The following is a 21,011-nucleotide window of genomic DNA, read 5'->3' as shown; positions in this document are numbered from 1 at the left end:
CAGTAGGGTAAGAACCCGGCGCCTTGCCATATTGCTATGGTAGGTTTCCGAGAACTCCCCTCCGAACCGGACTTACACCTCTCAGCGTATCCGGCTCTCCAGATGTCAGTCTAATTTCCCAGCGTGTAACTTATCGTGACAGTAGACGCAGAGTGCCATTGTCTTGCGCTTACGCCCAATCATGGCGATTTCCCATTGTTTTCTGCCACTTAAATCTTTGAGTTTTCGTACATGGTGTATTTCAAGCGGCACATTTTCTGCGCCGCACCACTCGCATTGGTTCGCTTGCAGTCTTTTAATCAGGCTGTTGCGTCCATAATTCTCAACGGCTCGTGCTACTATATCGGGATTTCCGCTTTCTACTTTGGTATTCCGGCGGAAACCGTCATTGTAGAACAGCACTTTTCCCACCTTGCCGTTTTTCTTCGGATACTCCACAACAAAATCTTTCCCTTGACGGTACTTGCGGATAATTCTGCTGATTCGTGTCCGATATTTTCCAGCAAAGGTTTTGAGCATACTGTATCTCATTACATAGTAGAAGTTATTGAGTACAGACACGTTGTTTGCAAGTCGGTAGTAGTTATACAATCCACGGATTTCTGCGTTGTATTGGTTTAGGATTTCCAAATCGTCCAAGTGCAACAGGCGAGTGCGCCGGACAGGTTCCCAAACCTCTTTGTTTCCATTTTGTTTGTCGTATTTAATCTTGAGGGCATTGTAGGAGAACAGTCGTTTTACCCACTTATCATGGGGAACATAAAGTAAGACTTTTCCATTGTTTACCCGTCTGGTAGCCCCGGTTTTGGTCTTTTTGTTGTGTTCGCCTTTGGCGATTGTGACCTCATATCCCAAGAACTTCGCAGCGTCGTGTCCATGAGTAATCAATGTCTTTTCCTCGGACATTTCCAGATGGAGTTTGTCCCGGATAAAGCAGCCTACATCTTGTTTAATCTGTTCTGCGTCCTCTTTGCTGCCGATAACTCCAATTAAGAAATCATCGGCATATCGGATATAGCAAATCCGTTTATAGCTATCGTCCATCTGGTCGCTATACGGCATAGATTTCAGACTACGCCGCAGTTCCCGGATTTCTGCAATTAAGCCCTCTTTTTCTTCCTCGCTCATTTTAGAGAGATTTCTTTTAAGCCTTTGTTCTTTCCCCCGGCAGACATCCAGCTTCTTCTTGAACGCAGGATTGATTTTACGGCGGTTTCCGCAGTTGAATTTCTCTGCATACTCTGCCATATAGCTATCCAGTTCGTTCATGTAGATGTTTGCAAGGATAGGGCTGATGATGGAGCCTTGCGGAGTGCCGGAATAAGTATTGTGATAATTCCAATCCTCCATATATCCAGCTTTCAAGAACTTCCAGAGCAGACCGATGAAATGTTCATCTGCAATCCGCTTTCGCAAAATAGCAATCAACACATGATGGTCTACGTTGTCAAAACAGCCCTTTATATCTCCCTCAACGAACCACTTTGTCCCCGTAAAATATTTCTGCACATATTTGAGTGCCGTATGACAGCTTCTGTTTATACGGAAACCGTGGGAATAGTCGCTAAAGGTTGGCTCATAAATACTCTCTAAGATGAGCCGCACCACCTCCTGTATCAGTTTATCGTCGAATGACGGTATCCCCAGAGGACGCATTTTCCCATTGGATTTCGGGATATACGTTCTCCTTGCCGGGTTAGGCTGATAACTAAAATCCCGCATCTTTTCAATGAGGGCGTTTATCCTTACCATTCCCATTCCGTCAATGGTTTTGCCGTCTGTTCCGGCTGTCATGTTGCCTGGTTTCGCCTGTATCCGCTGATATGCCAGCAGATAGAATTGTGGATTGTACAGGTTGCGGTATAACCGCTCGTACTTGTAACTCTTGTTACACGCCTTGGATTTTAGGCTTTCCAACACATTTTCAGGACTTCTCATAATGCCTCACGCACCTTTCCTTTTTATGAATTGGTTGACATCCTGCCTCCCTTCGCCATGTAGACGGCTTTCCCGCCCTCGGACTACTACGGAGGCTCCGTTGCCATGCCGGATATTCAGCGTCATCTTTCTTGGGTTTTTACCCCTTGAAATTTATCGCCTTGCGGCATTACGCATAGCCGGATAGTTCCGGCGTTCCGGTTTAGGCAATCTCCAGTTAGACACTTTGGGAAAAGCGTATTGTGATGTCGGTAGTGGGTTTTCGTCCTTTTCCGCTTACTGCGGCTGGCTGTCATAAGTATCGTGCGGTCTGTGTTTACCTGTCACATTCCGCTATGACATACGGCGAATACAACCATCCTGCGCCGTCGGGTCGAGTATCCCGCCTCGGACTGCCCTTAAAGCAGTTTAGCCTTGCTCCTCATTCACAATGTTGCGTCTTGCCGCTCAGTCGTGGGTAGATGGTTTTCCCAACTTGCGATTTTTCCGATACGCTATTGTCCCCCTTGTGGTTTCCCTCCGAGGTAAATCGGATGACGCTAAAGTGACGCTTTTCACGTCTTTGATACTTTTCTTTACCGGCTTGCTAAAGCCGGGTTCCCAAAATGCCCGCACACCGCCTTTGGATGAAAAGCGGCGCTTCTGGACGCGCGGTAAATCTCAATCATACGGCCATAGATCACAATAAAGATACAAATGTAAAGCGCCCACATGGTAATGCCAATAAAGAGCGACTGCACCCATAAGCCAATCAACGGACCTAAATCCATTTCCATCAGCCGGGTCTCCATATCGCCCATAACAGAGGAGATGTCGATGGAAGCATCAGAACCGATGATACCTGCCGCTTGCGCTACCACACTTTGCGCCATGTCGAACACACCCATGACGATATTCCATGTGTTTGTGACGATCAAAATGGCGGCGGCAGATTTGAACACCCATTTGAAAATCATCCAGGTGTCCACATCATGCAAGTTGTTTCGGTCGGTAATCATCTGAATCAGCTCCAGCGTCATCACGATAGCCAGGATCACGCCAGCAATCGGCACCATGATGGAGTTGGAGAGGCTCTGAATCATATTAAAAATATCACCGTTCCAGCCCTGGGGGGTCTGACCCACCTGTGTCGCAATGTCTGCAACCTGCTGGTTTACGCTGTCGAACATCCCCGATAAGTTTCCCATGATGCCGCCCACCAGCATTTCCTTGAGCCAGTTGGTAAGGGCATCCAGTAAGAAATCCATACGGTGTCAACCTCCTTTCAGCCGCCCCCGCTTGGGGGCAGGGGCGGCAAGGATTTCTTATGACAGCTTAACGGCGTGAGCGATTAAACGGTAAACAGGTTGGAGAGCAGGGGTACGAGGATCATGCCGACCACGGCGACGCCAGCGCCAGCCATGAGCTGCTTCATACCCTGGGACTTTTCTTGTGTGTGATAAAGAAGCAATAGAAGTGTAAAAAATTTTGCCGTTCCTATCCGGCACTTGGCCATTGTGTCGGATAGGTCGGGCGGTTATTCGGGCAAGTCAATCTTGCCGACAAAGCTGTAATAAATCTCAATGTCCTGCCTGCGGGTGCCGTTCTCGTCATAGCTGCACTCATGCACCACGATTTTCTCAATCATTTCCCGCAAGAGGGTGGGGGTCAGTTCTTCAAAGGCAAGGTGCTTGCGGACAATGCCCATGAATTTCTCGGCGTTGACGGTGGCTGCCTGCGACTTGTCCAGTTCGGCTTGCAGGGCGGCGGCTCTCTTTTTCAGTTCCGCTTGCTCGGCTTCGTAGTCCTGTGACAGTTCTATGAAACGCTCGTCGCTGATTTTGCCGTTTACATTGTCCTCATACAGCCGCTTAATCATGCGGCTGATTTCAGAAATGCGTTCCTGCGCCTGTTCAAGCTGCTTGGTGGCTGCGGCGGTCTTTCGTTTGCCGCCGATCTCGTTCTGCTGGACAAGCAGCTTCACAAACCGGCTCTCATGCTTGGCTGCGTATTCGGTCACTTGCCGGAGATTTGCCAGGACACCGGCGGTCAACAGGTCGGTACGGATAAAGTGCGCCGTACAGTTGCGGGTGCGCTTCTTATAGCTGCCGCAAATGTAACAGTCCTGTTTGCGGTCTTTGTTCTGATACCGCTGCTGGTACAGCACATGGCCGCAGTCGGCGCAGAACAAAATCCCGGAGAACAGCCCCACTTCATCGTAGCGGTTGGGGCGCTTGCGCTGCTTGCGGAGTTCCTGCACCCGTTCCCATGTTTCCTTGTCGATGATCGGCTCATGGTGGTTCTCAAAAATCGCCTGTTTCTCAATGGGATTCTCTACGCTGTGCTTGACCTTGTAAGAGGGCTTTTCCGTCTTGAAGTTCACCAGACAGCCGGTGTATTCCCGGTTTTCAAGGATATGCACCACGGTGTTGGTTGCCCATTTGCACTCATAGCCGGGATGATAACGGCGGGTGCTGCCTGTCCGCTGATATTCCAGCGTCCCCGGCGTGGGGATTTGCTGCTCGGTCAGCATACGGGCAATTTTGGTCGGGCCGTTCCCGGCAAGGCAAAGCTGGTAAATCTGCTGTACCACCGGGGCGGCTTCCTCGTCTATGATGAAGTTTTCGTCCCCGTCCATGAGATAGCCATAAACCGGCTTGCTGGTAACAGGCTTACCGCTCATGCCTTTTGACTTTTTCACTGCTTTGATTTTCTTGCTCGTATCTCTCACCAGCCATTCGTTAAATAAGTTTCGCAGCGGGGTAAAATCGTTATCCATGCCGCCGTTTGCGCTGTCCACATTATCGTTGACAGCGATAAACCGCACTCCCTTTTGAGGGAACAGCATTTCCGTATAAAACCCCACTTGCAGGTAATTTCGCCCCAGCCTCGACATATCCTTGACGATCACTGTGCCTACTTTCCCAGCTTCAATGTCCGCAAGCATGGCTTGAAAACCGGGTCTTTGGAAGTTTGCCCCGGAATAACCGTCGTCGGTGTACCAGTGCAAATTGGTAAATCCATTCTGTTTTGCGTAGGCTTCGAGTATCCTTTTCTGATTCGATATGGAATTACTCTCGCCTTGCAGGTCATCGTCTTTGGATAATCTCGGATAAAGGGCGGTAATCAGGTTTTGGGTGGCTTGTCTTAACATAAAATCCTCCATTTCCGACAGCCAGCCCCACTATTCCGTATTTTTATCATACCACATGGGGCGGCTGTCTGTATAGCGGTGAAAGCGTCAAATCTGCTTCTTTATAATTTGTCAAATTGTCATTTTTCTTGTAGCAATTTATTGTTTTCATTTTATTATGCAAATATTTACAAATCCGTGATATGATATAAAAAACAAATTTACGGGGTGGAGAAATGAAAAATGTAATCATTAGCGCCGATGGCGATAGGATAGTTTATTCTGTTCCGAACATTGTAGCTGACAATCTAACTGAATACTGCATTGAATTTTGTGACAAATGGCTTAAAACAAGTCCCCACGCAAAAAAGTATAGGTTTAACGGTGGCCTATGTTACAATGAACGGGATTTCATTGAGTATCTCAATAGATTCATATTTCCCAAAGAGCAATCGGTATTTATTGAAAATCTTGGTCCAATAGGGATTGATGAATTACCAATACCAGAGCGATACAAAGATTGCCCTATGTTTAATTTCTGAAAGGTATAAAAAGCGGCCACATTCCCCGGCGTGACCGCTTTTCTATGTCCCGTCATATCGCCGGTTTTTGTGTAGCAGCTTCGGCCTGCAATACCTTTGCCATTTTGTCGGCGGCGGTTTCGTTGCTGCCCTGCTTGAAAAAGCCGGACACCACAAGGACAGAGTTGCCCATGCGGATTTCCGTTACGCAGTCGGGGCGGCGGGAATTGGTTCGGGTGATCTGCTTGTTATCTGCCATAGGCTACTCCTTTCACTCATTCATCAGATTTTTCAGCCGTTCCAGCTTGGCCTGTGCGGTTTCTCTGCGGAAATTGCCGCCCGTAAAACGGACGGGGGCGCACATTTCCAGCAGCCGGTCATAGATACGGGCATGGGCGGTGTCCGGCGGGTTCTGGATTTGCTGCAAGGTCAGGTTGGTGGTAACGATCAGCGGCCTGCGGCTGCGGTATCGGCTGTCAATGACGCTGTAAACCTGTTCCAGCCCGTATTCTGTTCCACGCTCCATGCCGAAATCGTCCAAAATCAGCAGCGGATAGCGGCAGAGCCGGGAGATGTACTCGTTCCTGCCCTCGAAGCTGGCGGCAAAGTCATTGAGGATTGCGGCAAAATTCGTCATGCGGACGGGGATTTCGTTCTCCATCAGGGCGTTTGCGATACAGCCCGCAAGGTAGCTTTTTCCAGTTCCCACACCGCCCCAAAAGAGATAGCCGATGTTCTCGGCCTGCATGGTGTCCCAATGCTCCGCATAGAACCGGGCAACAGCAGTCTGCGGGTTCCTGCCGTTGTCGTTTTCAAATGTCCAGTCCCGCATGGCGGTATCGGAAAATCCCCGGCGTTTCAAGTTCTCTACGGTGTCAAGGTGTCTGCGCTGCTGTTCGGCGGCTTCACGCTCAATCCGCTGCGCCCTCTGGCAGTCGCACTCTGCCGGGTGGCGGTCAAGTCCGAAAAGCGTCTTGCCCTCCGGGAAATAGGCTTCTTTGGGCTTGCGGCATTTTCCGCAGTACAGCAAACCGTCCTCGCCTGTGTAGTCACCGCTGTCCGGCTCGGTATCCGGCAGCAGATTGATATTCTCGATTTTGTTCATAAACTTTCTCCCTCCTTGCAGGTGTAGTCCGGGACGCCCTGTTTCGGGGCGTCCTTTTTGTCGTTCTCCGCCCAGATCCGCAGGGCGGCGGCATAGTTCTGGTAGGTTCTCCCGTTGGCGGCAAGGTAGCGGCTCATTTCCTCGATGAACCGTTCCAGTCTGTCCGGGTATTCTGCCTGCAACTGGTCATACTCGGCTTCGGTCAGAAAAACATTCTCATATCTGCCAAACGGTTTGTGCGGCTCTCCACTCACTCCCATTGTTTGGTTTTCTATCAGGTTGTTTATAGTAAGGTTGTTAGGGGTCGGTTTTCCGACCGTCATAAGGTCGCTTTTCCGACCATCAGTAGGTCGGTTTTCCGCACTTATGAGGGTCGCTTTTCCGACTGTCATAGGGTCGGAAATCCGTACTAATGGCGGCAGCTTCACATACAAGCGGTTGGCTGCGGAAAATCCCGCCCGTTTCCGTTCCAGAAGTCCGGCTGCGTCCAGTTCGTTCAAGGCGGCTTTAATGGCGGTCTGCCCCTTATCCAGCATTTCGGCAATCTCCGCTATGGGATAGACAATGAATGTGCTGCCCTGATCGTCCTGCCAGCCGTTCCGCTGTGACAGGGTGGTGCGGTCTAACAGCAGCGCATAGAGCAGCTTGGCGGTCTGGGAAATGTCCATTTTCAGCAGGAACCGGGGATATGGCAGGTAGGGCGGCAAGCCGGTGTCCAGCCCTACATAAATGGTTTCCTGCGTGTTGTCCGGCTTCATGGCTTCGCCCGCTTGGAGCGAAACGGCGGGCACTCGATGATGATAGCCCGGAAACTCTGCTTGCAGGTGCGGCGGCACTTGCGGCAAAGGGGGTTGTAGGTGATACGGTTGCGCTCGTTGAGAAAGAACGCCCATTCTTCCTTGCGCTTCTTGCTCATTCTCGGCATGGCGGCTCCTTTCTGCCTGTCCTGTCGGTGTAACGGGATAGGCGGTATTTGGTGTAGCGTTTCGGTGTCATTTTCGGGGATTTTCCCCTCTGTATGCCCCTTGAAAAAGGCGGGTGATATTGCGGATAGGGGTAGATACAAGGGGCGAGTTTGTCAAAGTTCGGTATCATTTCGGGGCGGGTTTCAGCGGTCAATTTCCCATAGCAAGGGGGTGTCCAAAATGGAAACCCCTTTCCCGGTAGGGGGTGGAACAAAACGGAACCCCCTTACCGCTCCCAATCCCGGCGCATCTCTTTTGTCCGTTCCTGCCGGAGCATGGCGGCAAGGTTGGATTTGACCTTTTGCAGCTCGGCGGCTCTGGCTTTCTGCTCCCGGTATTCGGTGTAACGCCCGTTTTTCTCGGAAATCAGGGCTTCATTTTCCGCTTGCAGTCTGGAAGTGGCGGGCAGCTTCTTCAAGCCCCGTTCTCGAAAATACCGAACCGCCGCTTCATACAGCGTCAGGTCTGCATGAAACGCTTCCCGGTATCGTTCTGGCTTCTTGGCGGTTTTCAGCCCGTCATGGGTGGGCTTGGTTCTGCGGTAAACGCCGATCTGGTGCATGAGTTCCTTGTTGGCGGTAATTCTGGATTCCAGTTCTTTCAGCTTTTCCCCGGCGGCGTGCTGCCCGGAAATAGCGGCTTCAAGGGCTGCGTCCACTTCTTCGGGGCTGGTAAAGCCATGCTCGGAAAGAAAATTCATGGTCTTTGCCATCTGCTTGAGGTTAAAGGTTTTCGCCCAACGCTCGTAGCCGATGCCTTTTCCCTCGGCTCGTTTGGCTGCTATATCCACAAGCCGCTGCGGGCTGTCGGGATTGGGGGTGATTTGGACGGGTTTTCGTCCGTACCCTGCGCCCTGTGTCGGGGCATGGGGGTTGTGCTTCACGACACCCTTTTCCGGCCTGTGTAGGGCGTTCTGCTGGAAAACAGCAAGGACAGCGGCTTTGTCGAAGTCCGTCCCCAGCTTCCGAGCGGTGATGGGTTTCGTTCTGTCCGGTGTGAGATAGGACAGCCGCCCCCGGCTCTCCTTGACGGTCACGCCCTCCCGCAGCAGGAGCGTGGCAAACTCGTCAAAGCTGACGGCGGTGGAAAGGGCTTTGCGTATGGTCTGCCGCAGATGGTCTTTGTCAGTTTCAAACTTGGTCTGTCGGGGTGTGATACCCTCGGCAAGCAGGGCAGCGTTCTCCTTGTCCAACTTGGCTTGCCCTTTGCGCTTCGCCCAGTATTCACGCTCGGTCACTTTGTTCTTGCTGCCGTTCAAGAGGTCGATCTGGTAAAGCCCCTCCCGGTGGCACATCTCCATGACTTCGCTGCGGAAATACCGCATGGCTGCGGCGGTGCAGCGGTGTTTGTCCCCGGCTCTGGTGTCGCTGGCCCTGTCCATGTAGGGCTTGCGCTCCACCTCGGCAATCCGCAGACTGTTGATGACAATATGCACATGGATATTGCTGCTGTGGTTGTGTCCGTCCGGGTGGGTGCAGACAAGGGCTTGGTGTCCGGGAAAATGCTCTTTGCAGTAGGCCAGCCCCAACGCCTGCGCCTGGTCTACGGTCAGGACATTGTCGGCTGCGTCCCGTGGGTCAAAGCTGATGATATAGTGGTGGCTCTTGATGTCCTCCCGTTTGCTGTTCTTGCCGTACCGCAGATTTGCCCGGATACATGACAGGGCAAAATCTTCGTCCCCGCAGTTCAATGTGTCCAGCCGGTAGTCCTGCCGGGGAATGAGCCGCCCGGCTTCGTCAAGGGTGGGCTTCATGGTAAACTCGTCATGCTCAAAGGTCAGATAGGCTTCGGCGGCTGCGTAGTCGGCATTTTTAGAGCTGATATGCTTGATCGTTGCCATAGGCTTCACCTATCACTTTCAGCACCTCGAATTTGAGGGCGGCAAGGTCGGAAACGGCGGTTCTCACTTCGCCGGACAGGGCATTGTAAGGTGCGCCGTATTCGTTCAGATACCGGGCGATCTGGTTTAGGTTGCTTCCGATTTTCCCGTACTGCGCCACAAGGGAAGATACGGCGGTGAGCATTTCCTCGCTGTGAGCAGTCACCCGGATAACAGGGGAAATCCGGCTGTAAAAAACGGCTTGCCGGATATACTCGGACTGGCTCATGGAGAGGGCGGCGCATTTGTCCTCAAAGGCTCTACGCTCGTCCTCGGTAAGCCGGGTTTTGACAACACATTTCCGCTTGGGGGTGTTGTAGGTCTTGCGTGTCATGGTGGCTCATCTCCTTTCGTTTGCTGCGGTTTGTCCTCTCACTGATAGGAGAAAAACAGGGTGTAAATCGGAACTGTTTTTGAAAAATCCAAAAAATATTTGCGGGGGATTTTTCGGCGGCGTAAGCCGCAAAAGGCGGGTTTGGGGTGGCAACCCCAACAAGTATCTGACCGGGGGACAAATGAGCGAAAAGCGAAATTTGGTACACTGGTCGATACTTGCTCTCCGTGACTGCAAACTTTCTCTCACTTCCGTCCGCCACTTTTTTGGAAAACTGCAACCACAAAAGTTTGTTTCTCTTTTTCTGCTACTACTAATCCTGTAAAGGGCATTCCTGCCCGCTTTCGCTAAAATGACACCGGACGCAGTGGTTTCTACCCGGTGTTGGAGAAATCCTTTCTCTTTGCCCTCTACTACGGGTAAATGCTCCAAATGCCAAACACCAGGGCAGAAAAATTCCCTCCTCGCTTACTACTACAACCGGCAGGGGGCAAAATGGCCGGGAGCGGAGCCGGACAACAAAAAAAGCAGTAAATCTTTTTCAAGACTTACTGCTTTCGCTGGCCGCGTCGGTGGCGGCTGGTATTCAGTTTTTATGACTTGTCCGGTGGTTCGTCAAGCCGGAACTTGAATTGACAGTCAATTAACCGCTGCTTTACATAGTCCTCCACCTCGGCGTTGACCTGCCCGTTCACTTTTGAGAAATAGCGGATATATCCGGCGTAGTGGAGCAGGACAGCGTTCACGGCTTCTGGGTCGCCCTCACGGGCTTTGAGGATTGTTTCATAGGGGAGAAGTCTACTCATACCGGCTCACCCCCATTTCTTCGCGTAGCCGCTGCAAGGCAAGCTGGATATGCCGCCCCGCTGTGCTGCGTGACCGGCCAATACACGCGCCGATCACGCGCTGCGGCTGGCGCAGAAAGTAATAGCGCAGGATTTCTTCCCGCGTCTGCTCCGGCAAAACAGAGATCGCGTCGGCAAGGGCGGCGTTGCAGAGCAGGACGGTCTGACCGCAGACGGTAAATGGGTATTCCTCGTCCGGCTCCGACGCGGCAAACTGGACAAACTTCTCGTTCATCAGATAGTCAAGGGAAACTTGCCGTTCCCATTGCCGTTTAAGCTTCAAAATCTTGTCCAAGGCGGCACAGCGGATAACAGTCTTGCAAAAGGCGTTGTACCTGCGCTGGATATATTCTTGATAGGCTATCTGGTCGGTCATGGAAATTCCCCTTTCTGAATAATAGTGCGGGGCGGTGGCACTTCTTGCTGTCGCCCCTTGATTGCCTACCAGCAAAGGCGGGCGGGGCTGTCAACGGCTGCGCATATGCGCCGTTCATCTTGACCGTTGACTGGCTCGGCTGGGTTTGCTATTTACCCGACAAACTTGAATTTATTTTAAGCTATCACGTTTTACCTTCTTAAGCCTTACTATCATTACCATAGGAATTTCTTTGTTGGTTTTAAAACATTCTTCATAAAATCCATCAATGACAAATCCAGCTCTAAAACAAAGGTTAAAAATATCTTGTATGGAACGATGATAATAAATCTGCTCTTTCGGTTGCCCTTCAATCGCTATATCATAGTAACTGTGCGGTGTCATATATTTTTCAGTCAACGTGACAAAACAAGGGTGTTGCGTTGCAAAGACAAAAATTCCGCTTTCCTGCAACAGTTCATAAACAGCCATAAGAAGTGGTTCAATATCCGTAATATCCATAATTGCCATATTAGAAACTGCTTTCGTAAAGGCTCGATTTCTTTTTAATTCTAATATACTTTTTCTATCGGTCGCATCCGCCACACAAAATTCAATTTGTTTTGCATATTGTGATTGCCGTCTTTTAGCCAATTCTATCATTTTTTTGCTGTAATCAAAAGCGACAACCGAAGCGCCTCTTTGTGCAAGATACGAAGAATAATTTCCATTGCCACACGCAATATCCAAAATGTAATCCGCAGGATTAGGAGATAGAAGTTCCGTTACTTTGGGACGCACTACCTCTCTGTGAAATTCATTAGATTCGTCACCCATTGCATTATCCCAAAATTGTGCGTTCTCCTCCCAGATTTTTTTACTTTCCTCTGTTCCCATGTTCTCTCCCACTCCCCAAATTTGCTTTTTTGCTTCCATTAAATCTTCCTTACTATATTCCATTGTTACCCTCCATAACTTCTGATTGTTGCCGTCTTGACGATTATGTATCTTTACATTACCTTCTGAAACATATGGCGCACCTTGTCCAGGCGGCTGTTTGGACGGCGGGGCTGGATGACCGGCTGACCGACAGCGGCCTGATATCCTTTCAGCTCTGTAAGGCATACGCTCCGCCCGTTGGTGTAAAAGGCCAGATCAGTACGGTATGCCTGTATACAGCGGGCGGGAATCTCGCCAGTAAAGACAACTTCATCCTTTTTTACCTGGGCCGTTTCGATGGTGGCACAGTATTTCGGTGCATCATGATAAGCCCTGGAAAGGTATTCCTGGGGCGCATAGAGGATGAAGGAGAGATAAGGTTCCAGCAGCTGCGTCCCCGATTCCTTCAATGCCTGTTCCAATACAATCGGGGCCAATGAGCGGAAGTCCGCCGGCGTGCTGACCGGACTGTAATAAAGCCCGTATTCAAAGCAAATCTTACAGTCCGTTACGTTCCAGCCGAACAAGCCCTGCTCCAGCCCGTAACGGATACCATCCCTGACAGCGTTTTGAAAACTCTGGTTCAAGTATCCCAGCGAAACCCGGCTCTCGTATTGTACACCGGAGCCAAGCGAGAGTGGTGTAACAGACAGTCCTATGGATGCCCAAAACGGGTTGGGCGGCACCTCGATATGGATGGTGTGGCTGGCTGCTTTGAGCGGCCGCTCCATATAAATGACGGAGGGTTCCTTTACCACTGTTTCAAGCTTGTATTTTTCCGACAGCAAAGCGGAAACAACCTCCAACTGCACCCGGCCCAAAAAAGAAAGAATGATCTCATGGGTGATGGAATCCACTTCGCAACGCAAAAGCGGGTCAGTATCCGCAAGTTGCGTAAGAGCGTCCAGCAGCCGTTCTCTTTGCGCTGCCGTTTTCGGCGCAATCGTCGTCCGCAGCATGGGGAGGGGGTCCTCGCGCCACCTTTTACGAGGGAGCCGGGTTTGGTCCCCTAATACATCGTTTAACCTCACGCTGTCGCTGGGAAGGATAACAATTTCACCCTGATAAGCGGTGTCTGTCCGAACAATTTCCCCTTTGGATGGAATACGCATCTCTGTGATTTTCAGCTTTTCTCTCCCGGCCAGGGCCACCGTATCCCGCAGGCGCAGCGTTCCGCTGTATAACCGTAGATAGACACGCCGCTGGCCGCAATCGGTGTACTCAACCTTGAAAACGCTGCCGCATAGGGCGGCGCCCCCCTGTTCCCCAATCGGTTGGAACAGCCCTGTCACCGCATCCATCAACGGTTGAATGCCAAGGCCATTTTTGGCGCTGCCATGATAGACTGGGAACAGGGAGGCGTCTTGAACCCGCTGCTGTTCCTCCCGCGCAAGTTTTTCCCGGCTGATTGGTTCTCCTGCGATATACTTTTCCAATAATTCATCGTTATTTTCGATGACCGCATCCCATGCTTCTATGTCGGTATTTTCCTCCAGGACTATTTCCGGGGACAGCGACACCGTCTGCTTGATGATAATATCGGCGGAGAGCTTATCCCGAACAGACTGAACCACGCTCTGCAAATCAACGCCAGCCTGGTCGATCTTGTTGATAAAGATAACGGTGGGAATGTTCATTTTCCGCAGGGCATGGAACAGAATACGGGTCTGGGCCTGCACGCCATCTTTAGCGGAGATCACCAAGATGGCCCCATCTAAAACAGCCAAAGAGCGGTACACCTCCGCCAAAAAATCCATGTGGCCGGGCGTATCCACAATGTTAACTTTACATCTGTGCCACTGGAAGGAAGTGACTGCCGCTTGAATGGTAATCCCACGCTGCCGCTCCAAAAACATGGTGTCCGTCCTCGTTGTCCCTTTTTCGACGCTCCCCGGTTCTGAAATGGCTCCGCTGGCATATAGCAGGCTCTCCGTCAAGGTCGTCTTTCCAGCGTCTACATGGGCAAGAATTCCAATATTGATTATTTTCATGTGATTGTCCTCCCTTTACAGCCCCAAAGGGCATAAAAATCCCCAGCAGTAAAATACTTTTACCACTGGGGATTATAAGTTGCGGACATACACATATACAGCATACACCTGTTTGTGATTGCTGTTTTTGGGGATATGTCAAAATTGATAAGGCAAAAGTATTCTTAAATTGGGTACAAAAAACTAAGCCCCTACAAAAGGAGCTATCATAATCCTTTGTTCCCACTATTTGATTATAGTTTTATTTAAGAATACCTTGCCGCATATTTTTTACTCCTTTTCTGGATTAAATCATTGTATCACATCAGTTTTAGGAAAGCAAGTACCTAAAAGAAATTTTTCTTCCCCTTATATGTAACAATCATACCGGCTTCCTAGCGTTCAGAATGTTTTCTGCTGTCTGCTGTGGTGTTTGGTTGGAATTGTCCAACCAAAAGCCGATCCGTGGTGTTGTCTGCATTTTACTAAATACAAATTCAATGTATACAGAAAGATATAAGGAGTGGGAGGGATTCCGCCGTAGTTGGCATTGTAGGAAAATCCAAAAGTTTAGATTTTCCCACAATGCTTATCTTTTGGTCTTTGGTTCGGAATAGTGTAGTGCTGGCGGTCTATCTCTTGTTTTCGGTTGCTTGCTTCCTTACCGTACATGAGCATTCGCGCCGGGGTTGTCATTGCCGTAACCTTCCAGCAGGTTGATGACACCCCAGATGCCGAGACCAGCGCCCAGAGCGATAACGAGAGTTTTCAGAACAGTGATAGCCTGAGTAAAAAATTCCATAAATTATAGTTAGCCGGAATCATTTGAAAAAGGTTGATTTAGTCATTCATAGGCATACAAAAGCCGGAGCAATCTGCCGCCCGGTTTCCGGGGGCCGATTCCGGCTGTCCTCCTTTTTTCATTATTTTTTGGTGATTGTCCGCTTTGTACGCCAATGGCCCCATCCGGGGCAGTTGCGGCGAATAGATACGATCACTCCTTTCACAGCGGAACAGATTTAAGCGCCCTCTGCGTCTACTTCGTACACATCGTAGACCTCATTGGGCTTGAGTTTCAGCCGGGTGGACAGGAACGCTTCAATGTCAAAAGCGTTCTTTTCGTCTGCGTCGGCTGTGTATTTGAAATTGGGGTGCTTGGTGATGTCGTACTTATCCGAAAGGAAAGGCCGCACACCGCGCAGCTGGAGGATGCACTTGCCGCCGTCCATAACAGCCAGCTCGTCCTGACTCATCAGCTCTTTCCCCAATTTTTGATAGTTGAGCGAGTGGGAAGTTTCCCGCCCACGGCTCTCACCGGTGTTGTAGGTGTCGATGGTCTCCTTGCCCAGTACGGCGGCCAACTCCTTGAGGGTGGTCGGCTCCTTGCCGCCCAGGAAGATAGAGGTATCCATGTTGCCGATGATGGTATCGGCGTTGTCCTTGTAGATGGCTTTCAGCTGGGACTGTGCCTGCAAGACCAAACAGGCGGAGATCTCACGGCTTCGGATGGTGGCAACCAGCTTTTCCAACCGGGGTATCTGACCGATGTTGGCACACTCGTCAATAAGGCAGCGCACATGGACCGGCAGCCGACCGCCATACACATCGTCAGCCTTTTCGCAGAGCAAATTGAAAAGCTGGGTGTAGCACATGGAGATTAGGAAGTTAAAGCTATCATCCGTATCGCTCATAATGAGGAACAATGCAGTCCGGCGATCTCCCAGGGTATCCAGTTCCAACTCATCGTAGGAAGTGACCTCCCGCAGCTCCGCAATGTCGAATACGGCAAGGCGCGCACCACAGGAAATCAGGATGGATTTTGCCGTTTTGCCAGAGACGAAAAGTCAAGGACTTTTTCATCAAATTCAAAAAGAAGTTACATTTTGCGGACTTCCTCACGAAGCAGACGCTTGATTTTGTCCTCCATCGTCTCTTTTGCGGTCTGGCTGAAATGCACACGGACGATATAGGTTGTCTTTCCGATCTGCTTTCTGACAGTCGGGCAAGGGGCGGTGTTGGTTGCGGTATTGTTCATTCAAAATCCTCCTGTAAATGAAAAATGCCCGGTGACTGTTCATCATCGAGCGGTGTCAGTATGAGGGAACAAGGCAAGGCGGCAACATTAAGGTATCTATAAAACCCTTGCCGTCTTTGCCACGCTTGCCGTGTTCCTGTTGTCAGTCTCGGAGATAGCAGACCCATGCTGTGCCATCTTTCTCGGTCACAAGTCTGTCCCCGATACGGCTCTTCGCCGTTCTCATGGTGCGTGAAGAAATCCCACGCTCATTGACTGCCTTTTCCAACTCTGCGCTCGGCATACGCTTTCCGTCCGCAAGCAGTTCCAGAATGAGCATTTGCGCCTGTGCGGTCTTGCTCTCGGTCTTGGCGGTGTCTGTCCCGGCAAGAAGCTCGTCAGCGGTAATGTCATAAGCCCCTATCCACTCAAAACCTTTCTCATCTCCCAGAGAAAAGGCAAGGGACTGTCCGGGCGGCGCAAGGGAGCTTTTCTCATGGATCAGCACCCTCGTTGTGGGGCTGTCCTTCAGCTTGCCGATAAAGAGCAGACTGCGGACTGCCGCCGTAATGTCGATAGACCCTAATCCCCGGTAGGTGATTTGCGTTCCTGCGGCTTTGTTGAGGTGTCCGATCAGCACGATAGCGCACCCGGTAGCCTGTGCAATGTCTCCCAGACTGCGGAATATCGGGCGCACCTCGTTTGCTCTGTTCATGTCCACATCTGCGCCCAGAAACGCCTGTACCGGGTCAATGATAACAAGCCTTGCGTTGTTCTCACGGATTGCCCTTGCTATGCGCTCATCGGCAAGGGTCAGAGGTGCGTCCCTGTCATCAATGACAAGCACTCGTTCAAGGTCTGCGTTCGCTTCCATCAGTCTGGGCTTGACGGTATCGCCCAGACCGTCCTCGGCGGTTTGATAGATGATGTTGAACGGCTCAAGGGTTTCCATACCGGGCAAGGGCTTTCGGTTGGTGCAAGCCGCCGCAAGACGCATGGCAAAGTAGGTCTTGCCCTCGCCGGGATTGCCCTGTATGATCGTCAGCTTTCCAAAGGGGATATACGGAAACCATAGCCAATCCACGCTCGTCAGCTCCACATCTGCCATACGGAGCATGGGGACAGGCTGGGCGGTGGGCAGCTCTCGCAGCGTGATTGTCTCGGCTATGAATTTGCGGCTGGGAATGTCCCCTTGCTGACGGAGAACATCGTTCCAGTCTTTTCTTGCCGGGACAAGGCGAATGACGGCGATCTCGCCGGGAATGTCCTGTGCCAGCCGGGTGCAGGCTTCACTTCCTGCGGTGTCGCTGTCAAGGCAGAGGAACACTTTTCGGGTGTCCTTGCGTTCAGAAAGAAAACGGTCAAGGGCTTTGCCCGAAACGCCGCCCAGGGCAAGATAATTTCTTGTCTGCCAATCCTGCGGATAAAGGCAGATAAAGGACAAAAGGTCAATCGGCGCTTCAAAAACAAAAAGCTGGTTGCCGTTTCCCTCATAGCGGAACGGATAGGACTTGTCAGACCCGGTAATATCCTGTCTGAATGTGTCTGCCGTTCCTCGCACATGGGCGTATCTCGGTGTGCCGTTTCGGTCTCTGCCGACAAACACAACATTGTGCCGCTTTGCGTCCTCGTAAATATCCCCGGAAAGAAGAAAAGCCTCAACAAGCGTTTTGTTGAGACCTCGGCTTTCGCAAAGATATTGAATTGCTCTGTCGGCTGTTCGGTTGTGCAAGGGCAAGTGGAACGCTGTGTGCGGTGCTGTGGTGGCTTCGGTCTGTCCCTCGCCGTTTTCGCCTGTCAACATCTGGACGGCTTCGGGAAAGGACTTGCCGTAAAACTCCATGACAAAATCAATGGGATAGCCGCCCTTGCTCTGGCTATGGCGAAACCACTTGTTTCCCCGGACGGTCAGGCTGTCATGTTCTTTCCAGCGGTATTCCCGTCCGCTTTTGATAAGCGTCTCTCCCTGTGTGCGGAGAAATTCTTCCAAACTGACGGTGTTTGCCCGGTCAATCTGCGCTTGGGTGTAATTCATCGTGATAGTTCCTCCTTTTTGTGTCGTGTTTGGGGTCGATTTTGGAGCTTTTGTTCCTCTGTGCGCTCGTTAAATCGGGCGGCAGTATCTACACATGACTTGACCTTCCAAAGGCGGTGTAAATCGTCTCTGACAGCCTTAAACTCGCCATAGGTGGTTTCGTGCGCCTGTTCCAGCTCGTCATACTCGTCGGACAGTTTTTTCATATCCACCTTGCCGTCCGGGAACTCCCCGATCAGCTTTCGTCTGGCGGCGTAGAACTGTTTCAGTTCCGTTTCATGCTCTGCCTTGTACTTGGCTCTGGGCTTCTCAAACTTGATTTTCTGCAAGCCGTCATAGACAGGCTTCAAGCTCTGGAAAGCAGCAGAGCTGTCATAGAGCCGCTTAATCGCTTTCATTCGAGCGGTCTGTTCGTCCAGCGTTTTCTTCAAGCTCTCTGTGGCAGCACTGTGTTCGCTGACACGGCGTTCCAAATCCTCAAGAGAGTAAATGCCGTTTGCCCGGAGATAATTGAAAGTCTCGTTCATCTCCTTTAGGTTGCTGACCTTGCCTTTCTGCGAATATGCCCCGGCTCTGCGGCTGGTGTAATAGGCGTTCAGCAGAGAAACAAGGTCGGGTGCCTGCGGCTTGGCAAGCTCCGCTTTTGCTTCGGCAATCCAATCAAACAGGAGAGTGATTTTCTTCTTGATGTCACGGATAACGGCATTGGTTGCTCTGATCCAGCGGTTGAACTCGCCCTTCTCGGTGCGTATGCCTTTCTTCTCCATTGCCCGGACGGTTGCGCCCTCATGAACGGTGGGAAGAAGCTCCACGCCCTGACGCTCATAGCTTCGGTGGTCGATACGAACGTCAAGCTCCTTTTCCGCAAACTTGGCATTGCATAGCTCCGCCCATGTCTGCCGCCAGTATTCCAGCGTTTCGGGACTGCCCCAGTCGGTAGTGGGAACGGCGTTGAAAACAAACTCGCCGTTCTGGTCTCGGATACGGTTGCCGTCCTCGTCCAGCTCATACACCCGGCGTTGCTTTAGCCCCCATTTGCCGTCCTGCTCGATGGGGCGGATAGGGCAAAGCACATGAAAATGCGGGTTTGGTATGCCGCCGTCCTCACGGTCTGGCTGGTGTACGGCGAAGTCAACCACCATGCCACGGCTCACAAAGTTCTCCAACAAAAATTGCCTTGCAAGAGCGATGTTTTCCTCAAGGGAAAATTCATTCTGCAAGGCAATGTCAAAGCTGTATGCAAGCTGGGCGTTCTTTCCACGCTCGGCTTTTTCCACGGCGTTCCATAGCGTCTGGCGGTCTGCGTATTCGGGCGGTGCATGGGACGGCAGGAGAATGTCAGAGCAGATCACGCCGCCCTTTCGGGTGTAGTCGCTGTACTCTCCGTAATACTCGCTATACAATCGCTCCCCGGCACGGTAGGCGGCAGAAGCAATAGCGGACTGTCCTGCGCTTCGCTTAGTCTGTGTGACACTCAGATGAAATAGCGCCATTGGCTTTCAACTCCTTTTCTCTGTTTGCTTGCTTGATGTGGGTAATCGCCATGTGACGGACGGCTCGCTGGACTTCGGACAGAGAAAAGATGTACTCCATCAGCTCTGTCATTTCGGTGCGTGTGAGATCTTTGACCTCCGGGGCAAGGCTCTCAATCGTGCCGCCCAGATTGCAAAGACGATGGGTGCGTTTCTGCCTTTCGCCTTTCTCCAGATATTTCTTTCTGTTCTCAAGACGGTTGAGCTTGTGCTTCTCCTGTGCAAGCTGCGTCTCAGCTCGTTCCTTTTCGGCTCGGAGCTGTTCAAGGGTTTTCGGTTTTGTCATTGTGCTTGACCTCCTTTTTTGATTTTGGGGATAAAAAAAGACCGTCAACTTTTCGCATAGTGCGACCAGTCAACGGTCAGTTTTTCGGTATTCAGTTTTTCAAACTTGCTGGCGACGAACAGCATTTTATGCTGTTTGCGGACGGCAAGTCCACAAGGGATAGCCGCTTTAGCGGCGCAAGGGGGTGTAGCCACCTTGACGGAACGAAGTGACGCAACATTCTCGGTCAAGCAGTTTTCTTCTGCTGACGGAGAATGAAGCTCCGCAGGACGCACGATACTCCCGATAGGAGAGTATAGAAGTGCGCCCTTTAGTTCCTAAAGGGATTTTATCAGTGCGACAAACTGAAATTTGTAGTTATCTATACTCATTTGGAATTTCGATATGAAATGTCTCACACAATAACTTCACATCATGCACATCATTCTCATCAAATTCGTATCCCAGATGGAACATTACTTGACTATATGGTTCAATACAGGAAACCTCTATCTCCTCAATTTTTCCTTTGCCCGAAAAAGTTTCTATCGGAAAACAATCCCCCTCATAAAGAATTTCACCTTCGCCCGTATATTCAAAACAATGCAAATCAACAATTCTGTTTTTCGCATCTTCCCATACAGTATGGTTCAATGTTGTATATTCCATCTTAATCTCATAAAAGTCATTAGCTTTCATCATCTCTATAAAGTTCTGATAATCTTTCTTTTCTACAAAAATATCAATATCGTTATGGGCTCTTGACTGATATCCAAGAAGAGCATCTACACCCCAGCCGCCATCAAGAAAGACTTTAATCTCCGCATCTATTGCAAATTGAAGAATCTGTTTTACATCTGTTATATTGACCATCTTATCATCTCCGCAAAATTCCGATTTTTCGTTCTCTGCGACTTCCCAATAAACTTGAATTTCACTTACTTAGATAATGGCAATGTCAATTTTCCTGATAATAAAAAATACAGCAGAAGTAAACCAACTATAATTAGAATACCGCCAACCACTTTAATGCCAATTCGATTAACCTTGTTATTTTTTATAATTTTATTTGCAAAAACCAATAGTAGCGCACCAACTACTATAATAAAAACAGATATTAACGGATACATGAGTTTTCTCCTTTCAAATTCCGATTTGTTGCTCAATTTCGTATTCAAATTATACCATAAAACTTGTGAACA

General features: G+C 50.4%; 20 protein-coding genes and 4 pseudogenes. 1 reads left to right on the top strand and 23 read right to left on the bottom strand.

Going from position 1 to position 21,011, the window contains the following annotated elements:
• Positions 1 to 105: 105 nt before the first annotated feature.
• The 4 genes and pseudogenes from B5D52_RS04065 to B5D52_RS04050 all read right to left on the bottom strand — a co-directional run bounded on the left by B5D52_RS04065 (position 106) and on the right by B5D52_RS04050 (position 5,071).
• Complete coding sequence (locus tag B5D52_RS04065; RefSeq protein WP_016146957.1) at positions 106 to 1,938, bottom strand: reverse transcriptase/maturase family protein; 1,833 nt, start codon at positions 1,936 to 1,938, stop codon at positions 106 to 108.
• Between the two features lie 608 nt (positions 1,939 to 2,546).
• A pseudogene (locus tag B5D52_RS04060) lies at positions 2,547 to 3,185 on the bottom strand (VirB6/TrbL-like conjugal transfer protein, CD1112 family); the annotation flags it as partial.
• A gap of 83 nt (positions 3,186 to 3,268) precedes the next feature.
• Positions 3,269 to 3,364: pseudogene (locus B5D52_RS16835) on the bottom strand (Maff2 family mobile element protein); the annotation flags it as partial.
• A 90-nt stretch (positions 3,365 to 3,454) separates the two neighbouring features.
• Positions 3,455 to 5,071, bottom strand: coding sequence for a recombinase family protein (locus B5D52_RS04050; RefSeq protein ID WP_016147237.1), 1,617 nt, complete (start codon positions 5,069 to 5,071; stop codon positions 3,455 to 3,457).
• 215 nt (positions 5,072 to 5,286) lie between these two features.
• Between B5D52_RS04050 and B5D52_RS16325 the strand changes: the two genes are divergently transcribed.
• A complete protein-coding gene (locus B5D52_RS16325) occupies positions 5,287 to 5,592 on the top strand; it encodes a hypothetical protein (RefSeq protein ID WP_040332511.1) in 306 nt (101 codons plus the stop codon).
• Between the two features lie 52 nt (positions 5,593 to 5,644).
• Here the strand turns inward: B5D52_RS16325 and B5D52_RS04040 are convergent, their stop codons facing one another.
• The 19 genes and pseudogenes from B5D52_RS04040 to B5D52_RS15870 form a co-directional block, all read right to left on the bottom strand.
• The gene (locus B5D52_RS04040; protein WP_016147238.1) at positions 5,645 to 5,830 is read right to left on the bottom strand and encodes a transposon-encoded TnpW family protein; all 186 of its coding nucleotides are present in this window, start codon (positions 5,828 to 5,830) and stop codon (positions 5,645 to 5,647) included.
• A 12-nt stretch (positions 5,831 to 5,842) separates the two neighbouring features.
• Positions 5,843 to 6,676, bottom strand: coding sequence for an ATP-binding protein (locus B5D52_RS04035; RefSeq protein WP_016147239.1), 834 nt, complete (start codon positions 6,674 to 6,676; stop codon positions 5,843 to 5,845).
• Complete coding sequence (locus B5D52_RS04030) at positions 6,673 to 7,434, bottom strand: replication initiator protein A (protein ID WP_016147240.1); 762 nt, start codon at positions 7,432 to 7,434, stop codon at positions 6,673 to 6,675. Before B5D52_RS04030 ends, B5D52_RS04035 begins: the two co-directional genes overlap by 4 nt.
• Entirely contained in the window at positions 7,431 to 7,592 is a 162-nt protein-coding gene (locus B5D52_RS16210) for a hypothetical protein (protein WP_207651143.1), read from the bottom strand. Before B5D52_RS16210 ends, B5D52_RS04030 begins: the two co-directional genes overlap by 4 nt.
• A gap of 275 nt (positions 7,593 to 7,867) precedes the next feature.
• Complete coding sequence (locus B5D52_RS04025) at positions 7,868 to 9,481, bottom strand: relaxase/mobilization nuclease domain-containing protein (RefSeq protein WP_016147242.1); 1,614 nt, start codon at positions 9,479 to 9,481, stop codon at positions 7,868 to 7,870.
• Positions 9,453 to 9,854, bottom strand: coding sequence for a plasmid mobilization protein (locus B5D52_RS04020; protein WP_016147243.1), 402 nt, complete (start codon positions 9,852 to 9,854; stop codon positions 9,453 to 9,455). Before B5D52_RS04020 ends, B5D52_RS04025 begins: the two co-directional genes overlap by 29 nt.
• A gap of 593 nt (positions 9,855 to 10,447) precedes the next feature.
• On the bottom strand, positions 10,448 to 10,660 hold the full coding sequence (locus B5D52_RS04010; protein WP_002586615.1) for a helix-turn-helix domain-containing protein: 213 nt from the start codon (positions 10,658 to 10,660) through the stop codon (positions 10,448 to 10,450).
• Complete coding sequence (locus tag B5D52_RS04005; RefSeq protein ID WP_002586616.1) at positions 10,653 to 11,075, bottom strand: sigma-70 RNA polymerase sigma factor region 4 domain-containing protein; 423 nt, start codon at positions 11,073 to 11,075, stop codon at positions 10,653 to 10,655. Before B5D52_RS04005 ends, B5D52_RS04010 begins: the two co-directional genes overlap by 8 nt.
• A gap of 171 nt (positions 11,076 to 11,246) precedes the next feature.
• Positions 11,247 to 12,014: a class I SAM-dependent methyltransferase gene (locus B5D52_RS03995; RefSeq protein ID WP_002586626.1), complete on the bottom strand. Its 768-nt coding sequence runs from the start codon at positions 12,012 to 12,014 to the stop codon at positions 11,247 to 11,249.
• 50 nt (positions 12,015 to 12,064) lie between these two features.
• Positions 12,065 to 13,984 carry a tetracycline resistance ribosomal protection protein Tet(W) gene (gene tet(W), locus B5D52_RS03990; protein ID WP_002586627.1) on the bottom strand — a complete coding sequence of 640 codons (1,920 nt, stop codon included), beginning with the start codon at positions 13,982 to 13,984 and terminating at the stop codon, positions 12,065 to 12,067.
• 652 nt (positions 13,985 to 14,636) lie between these two features.
• Positions 14,637 to 14,765: pseudogene (locus B5D52_RS03980) on the bottom strand (Maff2 family mobile element protein); the annotation flags it as partial.
• A 217-nt stretch (positions 14,766 to 14,982) separates the two neighbouring features.
• Positions 14,983 to 15,798, bottom strand: a pseudogene (locus tag B5D52_RS03970) (VirD4-like conjugal transfer protein, CD1115 family); the annotation flags it as partial.
• A 41-nt stretch (positions 15,799 to 15,839) separates the two neighbouring features.
• Positions 15,840 to 15,998, bottom strand: coding sequence for a transposon-encoded TnpW family protein (locus tag B5D52_RS03965; protein WP_009243220.1), 159 nt, complete (start codon positions 15,996 to 15,998; stop codon positions 15,840 to 15,842).
• A gap of 142 nt (positions 15,999 to 16,140) precedes the next feature.
• Positions 16,141 to 18,012: an AAA family ATPase gene (locus B5D52_RS03960; RefSeq protein ID WP_016147245.1), complete on the bottom strand. Its 1,872-nt coding sequence runs from the start codon at positions 18,010 to 18,012 to the stop codon at positions 16,141 to 16,143.
• Entirely contained in the window at positions 18,009 to 19,505 is a 1,497-nt protein-coding gene (gene mobQ / locus B5D52_RS03955; protein ID WP_016147246.1) for a MobQ family relaxase, read from the bottom strand. The genes B5D52_RS03960 and mobQ overlap by 4 nt, the downstream gene beginning before the upstream one ends.
• A complete protein-coding gene (locus B5D52_RS03950) occupies positions 19,471 to 19,830 on the bottom strand; it encodes a DUF3847 domain-containing protein (RefSeq protein WP_016147247.1) in 360 nt (119 codons plus the stop codon). Before B5D52_RS03950 ends, mobQ begins: the two co-directional genes overlap by 35 nt.
• A 44-nt stretch (positions 19,831 to 19,874) precedes the next feature.
• Complete coding sequence (locus tag B5D52_RS03945) at positions 19,875 to 20,060, bottom strand: hypothetical protein (protein ID WP_040332513.1); 186 nt, start codon at positions 20,058 to 20,060, stop codon at positions 19,875 to 19,877.
• Between the two features lie 127 nt (positions 20,061 to 20,187).
• Positions 20,188 to 20,682, bottom strand: coding sequence for a lincosamide nucleotidyltransferase Lnu(C) (gene lnu(C), locus B5D52_RS03940; RefSeq protein WP_016147248.1), 495 nt, complete (start codon positions 20,680 to 20,682; stop codon positions 20,188 to 20,190).
• A gap of 65 nt (positions 20,683 to 20,747) precedes the next feature.
• Positions 20,748 to 20,939, bottom strand: a complete 192-nt coding sequence (locus B5D52_RS15870) for a hypothetical protein (RefSeq protein WP_016147249.1) — start codon at positions 20,937 to 20,939, stop codon at positions 20,748 to 20,750.
• Between the last annotated feature and the right edge of the window lie 72 nt (positions 20,940 to 21,011).

The organism is Butyricicoccus pullicaecorum DSM 23266, assembly GCF_900167005.1.
GTDB classification, from domain to species: domain Bacteria; phylum Bacillota; class Clostridia; order Oscillospirales; family Butyricicoccaceae; genus Butyricicoccus; species Butyricicoccus pullicaecorum.
This window is presented reverse-complemented; position numbering and strand designations above follow the sequence as displayed.